We start from the raw sequence: 15,837 nt of genomic DNA on the forward strand, positions 1-15,837 counted from the left end.
TGCGGAAACCATACGGGAACACCGCAGATGCGGACCGCATCGCGGCGAAAAACCTGAAGGAGAGCGACAGGATAGTGGGACTGCTCGAGCATATTGAGACACCGGCAGACGTGCAGAAGCTCGCGCCGAGCCAGCTCAACGCGCTCGCGGACGAGATCCGGCAGCTGCTCATCCAGAAAGTGTCAGCAACCGGAGGACACCTCGGACCGAACCTCGGCGTTGTTGAGCTGACACTGGCGCTGCATTACGTTTTCGATTCCCCGAACGACCCAATCATCTTTGACACGTCGCATCAGTCGTATGTGCACAAGATTTTGACTGGACGTGCGAACCAGTTTGATTCCTTGCGCAAGAAGGGCGGTCTTTCTGGGTACACGTCGCGATCTGAATCAGAACACGACTGGACCGAATCTTCCCACGCCAGCGCCTCGCTGTCCTATGCTGACGGTCTTGCCAAAGCGAAGGAACTCACCGGTAATTCGGACGATCACGTCATCGCAGTTGTCGGTGACGGAGCGCTCACAGGTGGCATGTGTTGGGAAGCACTCAACAACATCGCGGCCGGAAACCGCAACGTTGTCATCGTGGTTAACGACAACGGCCGTTCGTACTCTCCGACGATTGGCGGACTGGCCAATAACCTGACCAAGCTCCGTGACCAGCTAGCCGCTATTCGGATCCAGCCTGGCTACGACGAGGTCATGGAGTCTGGGAAAAAGACCCTCAAATCTATGGGGTGGGTCGGAGAGAAGACCTTTGATGCATTGCATGCGCTCAAGGAAGGCGTGAAGTATCAGGTTCTTCCAACCGAAATGTTCCCGGACCTTGGTATGAAATATGTCGGTCCGGTCGAGGGGCATGATCTCAAAGCACTGCTCAACGCCTTTAAGTATGCCAAGCGCTACGAGGGGCCGTTGATCGTGCATGTTGTCACTGAGAAAGGCCACGGTTTCGCCCCGGCAGTCAATGACGTAGCCGACCAGATGCACTCTACCGGCGTGATCGACCCTGTAACAGGAAAAGCACTGGCCACCTCTAAGCCAGGTTGGACCGCCGCTTTCACCGAAGAGCTGCTTCGCGCAGGCCACGAACGCGATGACATCGTTGCGATCACTGCGGCAATGGCGGGGCCAACCGGTCTGCAGCCATTTGGTGAGCAGTTCCCAGACAGGTTCTTCGATGTGGGGATTGCGGAACAGCACGCAGTGACGTCTGCCGCTGGTATGGCACTCGGTGGATTGCACCCGGTTGTGGCGATTTACTCGACCTTCCTCAATCGTGCTTTTGACCAGTTGCTTATGGATGCAGGTTTGCTCCACCAGCCGGTTACGTTAGTGCTGGACCGTGCAGGCGTAACTGGCTCCGACGGCGCAAGCCATAACGGTGTTTGGGATATGGCGATCGCATCGATCGTCCCGGGTGTCCGTATCACCGCACCTCGAGACACTCAGTCGTTGCGCGAAGAGTTCAGGGAGGCCCTTCTTGTCGACGACGCCCCGACGATCGTACGGTTCCCGAAGGGCTCTGCCGGCCCGACGATCCCGGCACTGCGAAACGTCGGCGGTGTAGATATCCTCGCCGAACCCACAGGTGATAGCAGCGATTCAGAAATCGACGTGCTACTCGTTGCCGTCGGCGCATTTGGTCAGGCCGCGCTCGAGATTGCAGATGCGCTTGTCGACGACGGTATCCGCGTAACTGTTGTCGATCCCCGTTGGATCATTCCCGTCAACGCCGCGCTGTGTGACCTGGCTGTCGAAGCTGACATGGTTGTGGTCTATGAAGACGGCATCATTCGAGGCGGCGTCGGATCTGCTATCGCTGAGGCGTTTTCGGCAGCAGAGGTGGACACACCGCTACGCCAACTCGCGTTTCCGGATGTGTTCCCCCTGCACGGGTCCCGCGACGAAATCCTCCAGGAGTACGGACTCGATGCGGAGTCTGCCACCCTGCAGATTAGAGAGTGGGCACAGCGACTCGCTGACAGTGAGTAAGGCGCTATTGAGCGCGCTTCCTGCGACGTCGACGTGCTGCAGCTCGTCCAGATGACGGGGTTTTGCCCTGCGGGATTCTTGCTGCTTTCGCTTCAGCTTGGGCCCGCGCGAGCAGCGGTGCTGTAAGGGCGATCTGCCATGGGCGTGCCCCAGCACGCTTCAGTTGCATAGCAGCAGCGTCAGTACTCCATACGGCGTCGGAGTCTGGGGCAGTCCACATAACTTGTCGCAGCACTGCAGAAGAGAGCAGCATATCTGGACGGATGTTTTGTTGCGCCGCCACTTCAGAGACGTACTTTCGCGCCGACTGCAATGCGTGCCAGGAACGTGGGTAGTCGCGTTCCCACACAATTTTTGCGGGAGGGTCAGTCGGTGCAGGCTGCGCGGGGGTTGGCCATTGTTCGGGGTTCTCAGCGAGCGCCTGTTCGACGAGACTAAACCAGAATTTGGCTTTCGTTGTGTTGAGCGAGCGGTAGCGCAGGCAGTTTCGCAGTTCCCATGGGGAAGATGGCACAGTACGAGCGATGGTGACGATTGATTCGCTCGAGAGCATGTGACCGGGAGAGATGTCTTCTTTTCGGCAATGTTCGTCGCGGGCGGTCCACAGCGTTTTAGCGAGCTGCAGGCTCCTGGCGGAGCGTAGCCCTGACACTCCCTTCATGTCACGCCATGTCTCATTAAAGGGTGCGTTGTCCGGTCCGAGCTCGTTGACAATCCGCTCAAACTCCTGCTCGGCGAACGAAAGCTTGCCTTCGTTGTCCAATTGCTCGGCGAGAGCCTCTGCGAGATCGTGGAGGTGTGCCACATCTAGCGCTGCGTATTCTTGCCACGTCGGTGGCAGAGGTGTGGTGGACCAGTCTTCGTGGCCGTGACCTTTTTTAAGTTCTACTCCTACGAAGTGCTGCACCATCGCTGCCAAATTTGGCCTATTAAACCCTGCGAAGCGGGATGCGAGTTCTGTGTCAAAGATTGTGCCTGGGTAGAGACCGAGCATTGCGAGCGACTTAAGATCATCGACGGCAGCGTGGATAATCCAGTCCTCACCGTTGATGACGGGAGCGAGGGCATCATGAAGCGCGTCTCGGTTGCCTTCCGGGGCGAACAGGTACGTATCGGTATCTCGTCGATAAATCTGCACGAGAAACGCTCGGTCGTCATAACGAAATGACGCTGCGCGCTCGGTATCGATGGCGTAAGCGCCTCGACCTTCTGCCAATGCCGCCGCTGCGCGAGAGAATTGCTCGGGAGTTTCTACGAGGTGGTACTGCACCTGGGATGTCATGTTGCGTAAGTATGCCCTAGCGTGCGTTGAGCTGTGTCACACCCTCTGGTGGAAGCCCGGCAACATGGGCCAAAACCTTGGAAAAAGCCTCGACGTGGCTCTTCAAGTCGATCCCCTCAGCAGTCCAGGAGGCGCGCATCTCCAACTGGTATGCGCGGGGAGGTCCGCCGATCTCACCGAAGCGTACTGATGCGGTCGACGTAACCGTGCCGCCAAGATTGGTGAACCCAGCACTGGTCTCCGCGAGCGATTCATTGAGCCACTGCCAAGCGACGTCAGGTAGCAACGGGTCTGACGCCACAGCATCATCCATGTCCGCTTGGATATAGGCCACCAGCCGCATGGTGCCCTCCCAGGCCTCCTCGGCGGCAGGGGAGTGTAGGAGGATTAGTCGGCCGAAAGCATCGCCTTCTGAATCGACCGGGATGTTGTCACCGTCCTCGTTCGGGTGGACTACTTCGAGCCCCACAGCATGGCTAAACGGTGCTGGTCGCTGCGGCGGTCGGATAGTCCCGAGGGAAATCTCAGGACGCAGCTGGGCTGCATGCATTGACTCGACGGCCTTAGAAAAATCCGCCGGCCAGTTCTCGTTCGCGCCTTCCCCGAGCGTATCCGCACTATGTGTGGAGGTCTGGGGGGTGGTGTCCGGATTCATCACACGCATAAAGGTATCGACCCGTTGCGTGTGGTGGGGGAGGCGCGCCGACATATCGTCGAGACGCAATGTGCGACAGCGTAGACTCATTACGACTTTAGTTTGATCTGCCGTATCGGCAGGGAAGGAGCGTCATCATGGCCAAGCTTGACTTTGCGAAACTCAACGCCACGCAGCGTTATCTGCAGTTTGCAGTGTTCCGTGCAATTCCCGGTGCTCTTGGGACGGAACGTACTCGTATCATCGAAGAAGCGCAGGCTTTCTTCCGCAAGCTTGAAGAAGAGGGCGTCGTTGTTGTTCGTGGCATCTACGACAACACCGGCATTCGTGCTGATGCAGACTTCATGATCTGGTGGCACGCAGAAGAGTTTTCCGACCTACAAAAGGCACTGGCTGATTTCCGACGTGAGACTGCGTTCGGTCAGCTCGTTGAGGTGAGCTGGCTTGGCAACGGTTTGCACCGTCCTGCAGAGTTCAACAAGTCCCACCTGCCGAGTTTCATTATGGGGGAGGAACCGGGCGACTGGATCACGGTCTACCCCTTCGTTCGCTCGTATGACTGGTACATCATGGACCCCCAGAAGCGTCGCCGAATCCTTTCTGAACACGGCCAAGCCGCCCGCGACTTTGCGGACGTGCGCGCGAACACCGTCGAGGCGTTTACGCTCGGCGACTACGAGTGGATGCTGGCATTTGAGGCGCCAACGCTCGAGCGCATTGAGGCCCTGATGAAGACGATGCGCTACACCGAGGCCCGCCTGCACGTGCGCGAGGAGGTTCCGTTCCAGACCGGACGTCGCGTCAGCGACATCGCGGAGATCATCAACATCCTGCCGTAGGCCGGATGAGGCCCTAGGCCTCTTCCAGCGTCAGGCTAATGGAGTTGATGCAGTAACGCAGGTCGGTGGGGGTGTCAAAACCCTCGCCGGCAAACACGTGGCCGAGATGAGAGCCACAGTTCGCGCAGAGTACTTCCGTACGGATCATTCCGTGAGAGCGGTCTTCGCGCTCAATAATCCGATCGCCCGCCAGTGGGGAAAAGAATGCTGGCCACCCGCAGTGTGCGTCGAACTTTTCTGAGGACCGAAACAGTTCCTCACCACATGCTCTACAACGGTAGACACCTTCAGTGGTGGTGTTGGTGTATTCGCCCACACCGGGTGCCTCGGTGCCGGCCTCCCGCAGGACCCGAAACTCTTCAGGGCTAAGTTTTTCTCGCCACTGTGCTTCGGTGAAGTCCTTGTAATTTGGTTTGGATTCGCTCATTGTCGCGTCCTCTCCTTTTGTGGCGCCGATGTGATTTGAGTAGACCATACCCACGATGCCACCGCGACAATAAACACGGCCCATCCAAATGTGGGAAGAAAAGTGTTCAGCCACCGTCCAAGCAGTATCGCGTCAGGCGTAACCCAACTCAGTGGCGCGAGACATAAAACGGCGCCCAGCCACGTTGGCCAAGTGTGCAGGGGGCTGGCGCGGTGAAACACAGTAAACAGGGCGGGGAAGAGCATCATCGAGTAGTACGCCTGTCCGAGTGAGGACAGTAGGCATACGCCTGCGAGCAGGACGCCGGTGCTCAGGGTCAGCCAAAGCCATTCGTCGCTATAACGCCAGCGGGCTAAACCAATGATCGCCGCCGCAACAGCAGATGCAGCGACGACAAAGAGGATGGTGTGCGCCCAGGCAGGCATACCGAAATAGACGGCAAAACCTGCGAGCGAAGAGTTGGCATAGTCGCGTGTGATGCCTAGATACGGCACAACAACGTCGATGTAGTCGCGAGCACCTGGAGTCAGCGGCCAGGCAATGACGTTGAGGAATACAGGTACGGCGACACCGCTAGCAACTACCTTCCACCGCATTTTCATCAGTGGCAGTACGAGAAGCGGAGCGAACATTGGCTTGACGACGACCGCCAGCCCGAGCACGATACCCGCACCGACATCACGCCTAGCGAGAAACAACGCGATAAACGCAGTCAGGGCGAGAAGCAGTACGCCGTTGATGTTCGAAAACACCAAGGTATTTGTCACGGCTTCCGTCATAAATGCAAGGGCTAATGCGATTGGAAGCACCGGGTGAGACATGCGGAAGCCCGCTAGCCGCGTAAGCCATGTGACTGCAGCAATAATGCAAAGCGCGTTGAACAGGATGAAAAATGGCCTCGCGCTTTCCATACTTGGAAGCATCCCAAGAGGAGAAAGTAGCAGCGTAGCACCCGGGTTATAGAGGTAGTGCGGGTCAACGTGCTCGTAAATCTCGTTGTACACAGGTACTCGGTCGACGAAGCGGCGTGCCGCCGACCAGACCGTAGTGAAGTCGTCGGTCACCGATCCGGTGCGTGCGAGGACAAAAAGCCTGTGCACGATCAAGATGACTGCCAGTGGCCAAGCCAAAGCACCTGCGCCTCGAAGCGTGGAGGTTGGTACCTCCGCGTGGGAACGCGTCGCGACGGGCGCTGGGGCGACCCAAAAATCATGGAGGCGAGTTTGCAACATCACGGGTGATACCGTACCGGCTCGATTAGCCTTTTCGGTCCCGCACCCTTCGGTAACGGCAAAACAGCAGGGAATCGCTTGTTGCTTTAACCGACTCGAGAACAAAGGGGATGTTGCGATCGTCGTCACTGTGCCCGAACAACCTCACTTCAGAAGGCTGCAGCACTGCGTGAGGGCTGATGGTGTAATGAAATACGTCTACCGCGTCTTCATTCAGCATCTGGGTGTTGAGCTGTGGACCTCCCTCGCAAACGATGCGGGACATACCGTGCATGTGCAGCGCTTCAATTGCTGTTCGCATGGAGTCATCTACGAGCGGGAGGATGCTGCCACCAGCCTCGGTGATGTCATGTGCGCGAGCAGCAACCTCAGGGGTATCGAGCATATCCTGGGGGACGGCGAATATCGGCGCTGCGAGACTATTGGAGAAGAGCTGCGAGGACGTATCAAAACCGAGGCTGCGGCTTAACACCACAATCGGAGGCGCGACAGACTGCCCGTTTTCTTTCCGTTGTTGCTGTTTCTCTGGCGAGACTCGCGCACCGAAGTAGTCTTCCTTTCGTACCGTTTCCGCGCCAACGAGCACTGCATCAGACCACACGCGAAGGGCGTTGAGCAATGCGAAATCGGTCGCACTTCCCAAGCCGGCAGATGCTCCCTCGATTGCGGCAACCCCGGTGAGCGAAGCAATACCAATCAAGCGTGTCTCGCACTCCCCAGGTGGAAGAACCGGCCCAATCAATACCTGCGGGTCGATCGAGTCGGGAAGCTGGTCTGAGGTGTTGGGGGTAAGCATCGTCGTTGATTGTAAAGCGGTTTTGTTTCTGGCCTCGTGGTTTTGGAACGTGGTGGGTTGAAGCTGATCAGCTTCGGTGAAAGCGTGAGCTGATGCGTGCTCCCGTAAGCGCCAAACCAGCGCAGGTGAGCACGCCGAGCGCCATCGCAGCGGCTGGGTTTGGGCCGAGCGCAACAAGTGGTGGAACGAGTCCACCGATAATGAATTGGAAGAACCCCATGACACCGGTTCCGGCTCCGGTACCGATGTCTCGCACTTCCTCGATAGCGAGAGCGGAAGCATTCGCCATGATGAATCCCGCCATCGCGGAGAGGATTGCGATAAAAGGAATCATTGCGGTGCTTGGACCCAAAATGGAAAAGGCGAGGAGTATCGCACCTACTGTGAGATCAACTCCGAGTGCGATGGTAAGGAGCGTGCGCGGCTGGTGCCGCTTGAGCAGCCGCATATTGAGTGTGTTGCTCAGCGGAATGAGCAACGCGATACTCCCGAAGACGAGAGAGAATGTGGTTGGGCTCAGACCGAGCTGCAATTGGAGGACTAGGGGAGAAGCCGCGATGTAGGAAAAGAGCGTGCCAAAGCCCAAACCTGCAGCCACCATGTATCCAGTGAACGCGGGACGTTGTAGACAGCGCCCCATCCGCGGAAACATCTGGCGCAAGGTGCCACTTGTCCGCTTGTGGGAGGGCAGCGTCTCGGGAACGAGCCACAAAGCGACAACGAGCTGCGCAAGATTGACTGCAGCGATTGTCCAAAAAACGCCGCGCCAGGTGAATGCGGGAATGATGAGGCCACCAAGCACCGGGGCGATTGCAGGCATAAACCCGGAGATCGCCATGAGCGCTGAAAGTCCGCGCGCGGCTTGTTTTCCGTGAGCAATGTCGGGGACGACAGCACGAGCAACGACGATCGCGCATCCACCTGCGAGGCCTTGGAAGAAGCGGGCGCAAATGAGGAATGCGATGGAATCGGCTAGCGCGCAAGCCACCGAGGCAACAAGGGCAACGGCGGAAGCCACAATAATGACAGGCTTTCGTCCGGTCCCGTCGGAAATCGCCCCAAACAAGAGATTGCCAAGGGCCATACCGAGCATGAACCCGGTAATGGTCATCTGGGCAAATGAGTGTGACGTCGACAAACTCGTCGCAAGCTCTGGAATGCCCGGGAGGTACATGTCGATGCCCAGGGGGCCAGAGGCGGTAAACAAAGCCAGCGCGGCGAGGAGGCCACCAGAAAGTTTCTGCACGCCGGTAGGATAGCCGCTCCGGATTCTGGTGAAGCGATGCCTATTGAAGTCTCGTGACCATTGCAGTGAGCGAGAACAGCAGAGGCAACAATCGGGGGAGCTGCTCGTATCGGTTTTCGTGCACGATTAGGTACATCTCCCAGAAACTAGATAAGGTTAGCCTTACTTAATAAGGATGGTGTTTGCATGGACGATAGTGCAATGGATCAGGTTGTTGAAGGTGAGTATGGGTCGGCGAAGGAAAAATCTGTCGCTGGCCAGAACGCGATTCGTCAGTTATCGCAGCCGGTGAAAGGCAAACTGTTCGTCGCGCAGGTCTTAGCGTTCGCCTCCGGGGTGTTGGCAATTGCCCCGTATGTGGCTCTGGTGGAGCTTGGCAGAGAACTTATGCAAGACCAGGTGGACCCGGCGCGAGTGAACTGGATCGTCATACTCCTCGTCAGTGCATACATGACCCGGTTGACCTTATATTTTGTTGCATTGGGCGTGACGCATTTTATTGACCTGTCGTTGCGTAACCAGATGCGCCGGCAAATTGCCGCCCGAATGTCGACTGCTCCGCTGTCGTGGTTTACCCGCGAGGGTGAGGGGAAGATCCGCAAGACCATTCAGGATGATACGGCCACGGTGCACACAGTGATCGCGCACGGGCCGATCGAGAAACTGAACGCGATCGTATCCCCGCTCGCCTTGTTGATGTATGCGTTTGTGGTGGATTGGCGACTCGCGTTGCTGTCGATTGCGACGATTCCGATTTATGTGGGCATGTATGGCATGTCGATGCGTGGGATGAATGAGAAGACCGCGCAAATGGATACCAAGCTCGCTCAGGTTTCGGCAACGATGGCCGAGTTCGTTGCCGGTATCTCAGTGGTGAAAGCGTTCGGCAAGGTTGGCCAAGCACATAAAGCCTATTTAGATGCAGCTAACGAGTTTTCTAAGTTCTACCGGGCGTGGTGTATGCCGCTGGTGTCGATGTCGGTCGCCTCATTTTCGTGGGTGTCGATCCCGGTGTTGTTGATCGTGAACCTTGGCGGTGGCGCGTTGATGATGAACGCCGGTTGGGTGAGCATCTACGAGGTGATAGCGACGACGTTGATTGCCTTGGTGTTGCCGGGCGCATTGATGACAGTCGCGACAATCGCCTGGTCTTACCAGCTCGCAGGGTCTGCGGCAGTGAGGCTGGTGAACGTCATGGAGCTACCGGCGTTGAGTCAGCCCGATGCGCCACAGACACCAAAGGGTCATGATATTGAGATTCGGGGTGTGTCGTATGCCTATGATGACACCCAGGCATTAGACGAGGTGAGCCTGAGCATTCCGGCAGGCACGGTGACCGCGCTGGTTGGCCCGTCGGGTGCGGGGAAGTCGACGTTGGCGAGTTTGATTGCCCGCTTCGATGACCCGGACGCTGGCACGATCACTATTGGCGAGGTTGATCTAAAGAGCATTTCCCAGGATGTGTTGTATTCGACGGTTGCATTCGTCCTGCAAGATGCACAGCTTATTCGTGACACCATCCACAACAACATTTCCCTGGGCGCGCCAGACGCAACCTTGGATCAGGTGCGGCAGGCGGCGCGGGCAGCGCAGATCGACGAGTTCATCATGAGCCTGCCAGATGGTTACGACACCGTGTTGGGCGAGGACACCCACGTTTCGGGCGGCCAGGCAGCCCGTATCGCAATCGCCCGGGCGCTCATGGTTGATGCCCCAGTGTTGGTGCTGGACGAGGCGACGGCGATGGCGGACCCGGAATCGGAATCGAAAATCCAACAAGCTCTCTCGACTCTTGCCAAAGGCAGAACCGTGATTGTGATCGCCCACCGACTGGCCTCGATCAGAGGGGCAGACCAAATCGTCGTCATGGAACGCGGGCGCATTGCTGTGGTCGGTAAACACGATGAGCTGTTGGGTAATGCGCACTATCAGGCACTTCTTACCCAAGGTGCATGCGAGGAGATGACACGATGAATCAACTATTGCTGCCACGCTTTAAGCGTTTGATGGAACCCGCCTCGTGGCGAGACCTTTCGGTTGGTCAAGCGTGGGGTGCGGTCTCAGGACTGTGTCACGGCTTTGCCCTGCTGACTCTGCTTCCCGCCGCAAGTGCCCTAGCAACCGGAATGCCGGTGTGGGGGCTGTCGTTTTCGGGCTGGCTCATCGCCTTGGCGGTGATCGCGATGCTGGGCGTGGGCACGGAGTTTTATGGCATGCGCACCGGCTATATCGGCGCGCTCGGATTCATTCACGACGTCCACCAAGCGGTCGGCAACAAGGTAGCCCGCCTACCGTTGGGAGTGTTCGATTCGGGTAGCTCTGGACGGCTGTCGCGCATGGTCACCCAGGAAATGATGAACTTGGGCGAGTCGGCGGCACATTTCATTTTCTCCCTCGTCCAAAAACTCTCAGCCGTGCTGGTGATCACTGTGGGAACCTGGTTCTGGGATTGGCGACTGGGACTGACCTTGACGATCGCCTTCCCGATCATGCTCGCTTTCCTCCATATCTCCCGCGTGCTTCTTGATAAAGGTAAGCAGGTTTCCGAACCAGCCGAGTCAGAGTTGGCGGCTCGCATGGTCGAATTCGCCACCTGCCAAGGCGCGCTGCGCTCCTGCCATGTCGCCGACGACTACCCGGCCCTTGATCGGGCATTCAAACAGGCTGACCGCAAGGGTCGCAAAGCATTGTGGATCGAAACATTAGCGAACCTGATTAATGGAATGTTCGTCCAAGCGCTCATTGTGGTGATGATCTGGCTGACCGCCCAACTCGCCCTCGGCGGGCAAATGAATGCGCTGAACGCCGTGGTCACAATCGGCATGTGCCTGCGGTTCACCACCATGCTCCAAGACATCGGCGGCTGCATGACCGGGCTGGAAGAACGCCGCCAGCAGATGAACCACGTCGACAAGGTCATGGATGCCCCCGAACTGTCCGAACCCGATGCCTCCACACCGATAAACGCCCCTGGTGATGTTCGTTTCGAGGACGTCACCTTCAGCTACGATCCGGACACCCCGGTTCTTTGTGATATTTCCTTCCATGTCCCGCAAGGCGGCATGTGTGCCCTGGTTGGTCCATCTGGGTGCGGGAAGACGACGATCGCCCGGTTGGTTGCACGTTTCTGGGATGTGCAGTCCGGCAGCGCGCGCGTTGGCGGAGTGGACGTGCGCGAGCAGACCATCGAAGACCTGATGCGCCAGGTGTCTCTCGTCTTCCAAGACGTCTACTTATTCAACGACACTCTCGAAGCCAACATTCGCCTTGGCAACCCAGAAGCCACCGATGAAGAAATCAGGTGGGCCGCTGACCTGTCGGGCGTGACGGAAATCGTCAACCGCCTCCCAGACGGCTGGAATTCATTGGCGGGTGCTGGCGGGCGTGCACTGTCAGGTGGGGAACGCCAACGAGTGTCCATCGCTCGCGCCTTGGTGAAGAAAGCTCCGATTGTGCTGTTCGATGAGGCCACCAGCGCGTTGGACGCGGAAAATGAAGCCAACATTGTTGCGGCGATGAATGAGCTACGCAAACACTCCACACTGATTGTCATCGCCCACAAACTGGAAACCATTCGGTCAGCTGACCAAATCATTGTGCTCTCCCACGGTGGGCGTATCGCCCAGCGCGGGTGCCACGACGAGCTGGTCAACCAGCCAGGTCAATACCGCGATTTCTGGCAAGAACGCATCAACGCCGCCGGATGGCAACTCGTCTAAAACACAGCACTGTTCACAATCATGAAAGGAAAAACTATGTCCACACCCACATCCTCGCGCCTCAACGCGCGCGACTTCATCAACATTGGCGTCTTCACCGCCTTGATGTTCGTCATCGTGTTTGCATTCGGAATGCTCGGGTTCATCCCCGCCGCCATGTATGCCGGTTTCTTGCTTTCTATCCTCGTTAACGGCATCGTCTTTGCGCTGTTCACAGCACGCACTCCGAAGATGGGGGCGTTGACAATCATGCTGATTATCATCGAAATCCTCTTTTTCGTGACCGGCCACTGGGTGGGCGGCGTCGCGGTGGCCGCTGTATTCGGCCTGCTCGCTGACTTGGTGATCACCAAGGGGCCGAAGAGCGTGAAAGTTCGCGTTCCACTGGCATATGCATTGTTTATCCTGCCGATCTACGTGTCACCGTGGATACCGCTATTTATGAACCAAGATGCATATATGTCGCAGATCGCCGAACAAATGGGTGCCGAGTATGCCGCGAAGATGGCCCAGGTAGTCACTATCCCGACTCTGTTGGGCTTCTTCGTTGTGATGCTCATCGTGGGCTGGCTTGCTGGTCTGTTAGGAACCCGGGTGGCGCGTAAGCACTTTGAACGGGCCGGTCTTGTCTAAACTTCCCGACCCGCGCACGATTATCGCAGCGCTCGTCATCGTCTCCACCACGATCTACAGCGCCTACTCGCCGTGGTTCGTGTGTACTCTGGGCGGATTCGCCGCCGTGATGCTGGCGAGCGCTGCGATCAACCCCAACACGCTCGTGCGCCCGAGCTGGGTAGCAGGCTACCTCGCCACGTTTGCGGTCCTCGGCACACTCGTTTATGTGATACCCCTGGTCTGGAAATCAACGGCCAGCGCGTTCCTCGTGCTGTTTTTGCAGTGGATGTGGCGATTCAGTGTCAGCGCAGGAATGGGAGCCTATGCGATCGGCGTAATCCGACCCGCCACCTTGCAAAAAGCACTCGCCAGCTCACGGATCCCGACCTGTTTCACGATCCCAATCTCGGTTGCCTTACGTGTGCTGCCCGTGATCGGCCACGAGGTTAAAGCGATCTCAGATGCCATGAAACTACGCGGCATGTCCGCGCTTTCCCTGCGTGCAGCCCAGTACTTCACAATCCCGCTGCTATCGACCGTGGTACGCAGCGGGGACGAACTGGCATCGGCCGCCCTCGTGCGCGGACTGGGCGGAACCGCAAAGCCCACCTCAGTCACGGTCGTGAAATTCCGGGTGGTCGACGCAGTTATTCTGCTCGTCGTTATCGGCTTCGCGATATGGAGAATCGTCCTATGACAATAGCCCAAGCAACTGGGGTCACATTCACCTATCGAGGAGCAGACCACCCCTCAATCAACGACGCAACCATCACCATCACACCTGGAACCGTCACCTTGCTGTGTGGCGCGTCAGGGTCAGGGAAAACCACCGCGTTGCGGCTGTTTAACGGGCTCATCCCACACTTTCACGACGGCGACCTTACCGGAAGCGTCACAGTCGACGACATTGACGTGGCACGAGTAGATCTATCAGAGCTTGCCCACCACTGTTCGACAGTGTTTCAAAACCCGCGCACCCAGTTCTACACCACTCACGTGCGCCAAGAACTCGCCTTCGGTCCAGAAAATCTCGGCCGCGACCCGCAGGAGATCTGTGCCCGCATTGACGAGGTTGCAGCCGAGTTAGGTATCGTCGACATGTTGGAATCCCGCGTCACACAACTATCAGGCGGACAGATGCAGCGCGTGGCCTGCGCCGTCGCCATGTGCAACAACACGTCGCTGATCGTCTTTGACGAGCCAACCGCGAACTTGTCCGCTGACGTTATCGACCAACTCGCCACACTCATCGCCAGGCTCAAAGCCGATGGACACACCATCATCATTGCTGAACACCGGCTGAGTTTCCTTGCTGGGATCGTCGACCGCGTTTACTGCTTCGACAAAGGCAAGATCGCCCTCACCGCAACCGGCGAAGAGTTCTACGCTACCTCGGATGAGGAGCGCAAACAGCTTGGACTGCGATCCCTAGTGCCCGTATCCATGCCGAGCCTGCCCGAACCAGAAGGTGAAGGGCTCACGATCGACAACCTCGCCTTTGCCTACCGCCACGGAAACACAGTCCTCAATATTAACCACGTGTTGTTTCCGGCAGGGAAAATCACGGCACTCCTTGGCCCGTGCGGTTCAGGGAAATCAACTCTGGCACGCATTGTTTGCGGACTAGAAAAAGCCAAACATGCATCCATCACACTCGGCGGACAAAAATTCACCAGCCGCGACGCCTACCTTGTGATGCAAGACCCTACCCGACAGTTGTTCTCAGATACCGTCATCGACGAAGTCACGCTCGGCACGACCAAAGCCGAAAAGCAACACATCGATGCCCACGCGATCCTTGAAGAACTCGACCTTGCCGACCACGAGACTGATCATCCCCAAGCACTTTCTGGCGGGCAACGCCAACGCCTGGTTATTGCTACAGCGCTTGCTACGAACAAGAAAGTTTATATCTTCGACGAGCCCACATCCGGTGTTGGCTACAAGCACCTGGTCGCGATTTCCCGAGTAATGCGTAAACTCGCTGACACTGGTGCCGTCGTCATTGTCATCACCCACGATGCCGAACTTGTGACCGAGGTCGCCGACCATAGCGTCCGCCTCGACCAAATCAACGCCTGCTAACGCAAACGCCCGCTCAGCCGAAAGAGAGGAAAGCGCTTCTGCAGGTAAGAGCTAACGCGCTATACACTCGCTAACGCAGGCGATTTTTCGCACCCCCCTAAGCGATACGCGCTAACGCAAACGCCGTTTTATCATTTTCAACGTCATAGTGGAGCGGATGACGAGACTCGAACTCGCGACCCTCACCTTGGCAAGGTGATGCGCTACCAACTGCGCTACATCCGCATCTTGTATTCAGTTGACGAGGGGGGAGACCCTCTGTGCGCAATACTGGGATCGAACCAGTGACCCCTACCGTGTCGAGGTAGTGCTCTACCGCTGAGCTAATCGCGCTTGGCTGGTGACAGCTTGGAGGTGGATACGGGAATCGAACCCGTGTACACGGTTTTGCAGACCGTTGCCTAACCACTCGACCAATCCACCGTGGAGTTACCTCCAAAGTATTCGGGAACTCCGAAGTACTTGGAGCGGATGACGAGACTCGAACTCGCGACCCTCACCTTGGCAAGGTGATGCGCTACCAACTGCGCTACATCCGCATGCTCTCCGCGCTTACCGCGCTGATTGCGAGAACAAACCTTATCCTCATTCACCGCTTGTATCCAAATCGGCAGTTCACGGCACTTGGTGCGGGTTGGTTAATGAGGTTTCAGCGATGTAATTCTCGGGAGCCGCACGCGATTCAAGGTGTCAAACTAGGCAGAGGAAGGCTCTCTTGGGGGAAAGTGGTTGTGGCCTGCGGATTCGTCCGTGGCGCTCCATCCGTGTAATCTAGCAATTCGTTCGGTCCTATGGCTCAGTGGAAGAGCGTTCCGTTCACACCGGAAAGGTCGCTGGTTCGATCCCAGCTAGGACCACAACGCAAACCGTCAGGAAACTGACGGTTTTTCTGGGTTAAGCGACAAAATGTGTGTCTGTGGGTTAAGCGACAAAATGTGTGTCTGCTA

General features: G+C 57.4%; 13 protein-coding genes and 5 tRNA genes. 8 read left to right on the forward strand and 10 right to left on the reverse strand.

Annotated features, from left to right (window positions below):
• The first annotated feature begins 74 nt into the window (after positions 1 to 74).
• Positions 75 to 1,994, forward strand: coding sequence for a 1-deoxy-D-xylulose-5-phosphate synthase (dxs, locus tag HMPREF2617_RS09760; RefSeq protein WP_070840596.1), 1,920 nt, complete (start codon positions 75 to 77; stop codon positions 1,992 to 1,994).
• 4 nt (positions 1,995 to 1,998) lie between these two features.
• Here dxs and HMPREF2617_RS09765 read toward each other — a convergent pair whose 3' ends face one another.
• Entirely contained in the window at positions 1,999 to 3,276 is a 1,278-nt protein-coding gene (locus HMPREF2617_RS09765; protein WP_070840597.1) for an HRDC domain-containing protein, read from the reverse strand.
• Between the two features lie 16 nt (positions 3,277 to 3,292).
• Positions 3,293 to 3,931, reverse strand: coding sequence for a DUF3000 domain-containing protein (locus tag HMPREF2617_RS09770; protein ID WP_371325696.1), 639 nt, complete (start codon positions 3,929 to 3,931; stop codon positions 3,293 to 3,295).
• Between the two features lie 134 nt (positions 3,932 to 4,065).
• On the opposite strand from HMPREF2617_RS09770, the gene hemQ reads away from it, so the two are divergent.
• Positions 4,066 to 4,770, forward strand: coding sequence for a hydrogen peroxide-dependent heme synthase (hemQ, locus tag HMPREF2617_RS09775; protein ID WP_180950015.1), 705 nt, complete (start codon positions 4,066 to 4,068; stop codon positions 4,768 to 4,770).
• 13 nt (positions 4,771 to 4,783) lie between these two features.
• Here hemQ and msrB read toward each other — a convergent pair whose 3' ends face one another.
• The 4 genes from msrB to HMPREF2617_RS09795 form a co-directional block, all read right to left on the reverse strand.
• Complete coding sequence (gene msrB / locus HMPREF2617_RS09780; protein ID WP_070483781.1) at positions 4,784 to 5,197, reverse strand: peptide-methionine (R)-S-oxide reductase MsrB; 414 nt, start codon at positions 5,195 to 5,197, stop codon at positions 4,784 to 4,786.
• Positions 5,194 to 6,429 (reverse strand): glycosyltransferase family 87 protein, encoded by a 1,236-nt coding sequence (locus HMPREF2617_RS09785; RefSeq protein WP_070569919.1) that lies wholly within the window; start codon positions 6,427 to 6,429, stop codon positions 5,194 to 5,196. The genes msrB and HMPREF2617_RS09785 overlap by 4 nt, the downstream gene beginning before the upstream one ends.
• Positions 6,430 to 6,454: 25 nt before the next feature.
• The gene (locus tag HMPREF2617_RS09790) at positions 6,455 to 7,225 is read right to left on the reverse strand and encodes a pyrimidine reductase family protein (RefSeq protein WP_070840598.1); all 771 of its coding nucleotides are present in this window, start codon (positions 7,223 to 7,225) and stop codon (positions 6,455 to 6,457) included.
• 67 nt (positions 7,226 to 7,292) lie between these two features.
• Positions 7,293 to 8,471, reverse strand: a complete 1,179-nt coding sequence (locus HMPREF2617_RS09795) for a multidrug effflux MFS transporter (RefSeq protein WP_070840599.1) — start codon at positions 8,469 to 8,471, stop codon at positions 7,293 to 7,295.
• Positions 8,472 to 8,657: 186 nt separating this feature from the next.
• On the opposite strand from HMPREF2617_RS09795, the gene HMPREF2617_RS09800 reads away from it, so the two are divergent.
• The 5 genes from HMPREF2617_RS09800 to HMPREF2617_RS09820 are packed head-to-tail and all read left to right on the forward strand — an operon-like array spanning position 8,658 to position 14,890.
• Complete coding sequence (locus HMPREF2617_RS09800; RefSeq protein WP_070840600.1) at positions 8,658 to 10,445, forward strand: ABC transporter ATP-binding protein; 1,788 nt, start codon at positions 8,658 to 8,660, stop codon at positions 10,443 to 10,445.
• Positions 10,442 to 12,190: an ABC transporter ATP-binding protein gene (locus HMPREF2617_RS09805; protein ID WP_070451310.1), complete on the forward strand. Its 1,749-nt coding sequence runs from the start codon at positions 10,442 to 10,444 to the stop codon at positions 12,188 to 12,190. The genes HMPREF2617_RS09800 and HMPREF2617_RS09805 overlap by 4 nt, the downstream gene beginning before the upstream one ends.
• 36 nt (positions 12,191 to 12,226) lie before the next feature.
• Complete coding sequence (locus HMPREF2617_RS09810) at positions 12,227 to 12,823, forward strand: MptD family putative ECF transporter S component (RefSeq protein ID WP_070451311.1); 597 nt, start codon at positions 12,227 to 12,229, stop codon at positions 12,821 to 12,823.
• Positions 12,816 to 13,502: an energy-coupling factor transporter transmembrane component T family protein gene (locus HMPREF2617_RS09815; protein WP_070451588.1), complete on the forward strand. Its 687-nt coding sequence runs from the start codon at positions 12,816 to 12,818 to the stop codon at positions 13,500 to 13,502. Before HMPREF2617_RS09810 ends, HMPREF2617_RS09815 begins: the two co-directional genes overlap by 8 nt.
• The gene (locus HMPREF2617_RS09820) at positions 13,499 to 14,890 is read left to right on the forward strand and encodes an ABC transporter ATP-binding protein (RefSeq protein WP_070770959.1); all 1,392 of its coding nucleotides are present in this window, start codon (positions 13,499 to 13,501) and stop codon (positions 14,888 to 14,890) included. Before HMPREF2617_RS09815 ends, HMPREF2617_RS09820 begins: the two co-directional genes overlap by 4 nt.
• A 149-nt stretch (positions 14,891 to 15,039) precedes the next feature.
• Here the strand turns inward: HMPREF2617_RS09820 and HMPREF2617_RS09825 are convergent.
• The 4 genes from HMPREF2617_RS09825 to HMPREF2617_RS09840 all read right to left on the reverse strand — a co-directional run bounded on the left by HMPREF2617_RS09825 (position 15,040) and on the right by HMPREF2617_RS09840 (position 15,429).
• Positions 15,040 to 15,115 (reverse strand) — tRNA-Gly (locus tag HMPREF2617_RS09825).
• A gap of 36 nt (positions 15,116 to 15,151) precedes the next feature.
• Positions 15,152 to 15,223, reverse strand: a tRNA-Val gene (locus tag HMPREF2617_RS09830).
• A 16-nt stretch (positions 15,224 to 15,239) separates the two neighbouring features.
• A tRNA-Cys gene (locus HMPREF2617_RS09835) sits at positions 15,240 to 15,313 on the reverse strand.
• A gap of 40 nt (positions 15,314 to 15,353) precedes the next feature.
• Positions 15,354 to 15,429: transfer RNA gene (locus tag HMPREF2617_RS09840), tRNA-Gly, on the reverse strand.
• A gap of 246 nt (positions 15,430 to 15,675) precedes the next feature.
• Here HMPREF2617_RS09840 and HMPREF2617_RS09845 point away from each other — a divergent pair.
• Positions 15,676 to 15,747, forward strand: a tRNA-Val gene (locus HMPREF2617_RS09845).
• The last annotated feature ends 90 nt before the right edge of the window (positions 15,748 to 15,837 follow it).

Source organism: Corynebacterium sp. HMSC070H05 (genome assembly GCF_001837615.1).
In the GTDB taxonomy this organism is placed as follows: domain Bacteria; phylum Actinomycetota; class Actinomycetes; order Mycobacteriales; family Mycobacteriaceae; genus Corynebacterium; species Corynebacterium coyleae.

Coding starts and splice junctions, on each gene's coding strand:
- msrB (WP_070483781.1), bottom strand. CDS start 5,197: ATGAGCGAATCCAAACCAAATTACAAGGACTTCACCGAAGCACAGTGG.
- HMPREF2617_RS09765 (WP_070840597.1), bottom strand. CDS start 3,276: ATGACATCCCAGGTGCAGTACCACCTCGTAGAAACTCCCGAGCAATTC.
- HMPREF2617_RS09770 (WP_371325696.1), bottom strand. CDS start 3,931: ATGAATCCGGACACCACCCCCCAGACCTCCACACATAGTGCGGATACG.
- HMPREF2617_RS09820 (WP_070770959.1), top strand. CDS start 13,499: ATGACAATAGCCCAAGCAACTGGGGTCACATTCACCTATCGAGGAGCA.
- HMPREF2617_RS09805 (WP_070451310.1), top strand. CDS start 10,442: ATGAATCAACTATTGCTGCCACGCTTTAAGCGTTTGATGGAACCCGCC.
- HMPREF2617_RS09790 (WP_070840598.1), bottom strand. CDS start 7,225: ATGCTTACCCCCAACACCTCAGACCAGCTTCCCGACTCGATCGACCCG.
- HMPREF2617_RS09785 (WP_070569919.1), bottom strand. CDS start 6,429: ATGTTGCAAACTCGCCTCCATGATTTTTGGGTCGCCCCAGCGCCCGTC.
- HMPREF2617_RS09800 (WP_070840600.1), top strand. CDS start 8,658: ATGGACGATAGTGCAATGGATCAGGTTGTTGAAGGTGAGTATGGGTCG.
- HMPREF2617_RS09810 (WP_070451311.1), top strand. CDS start 12,227: ATGTCCACACCCACATCCTCGCGCCTCAACGCGCGCGACTTCATCAAC.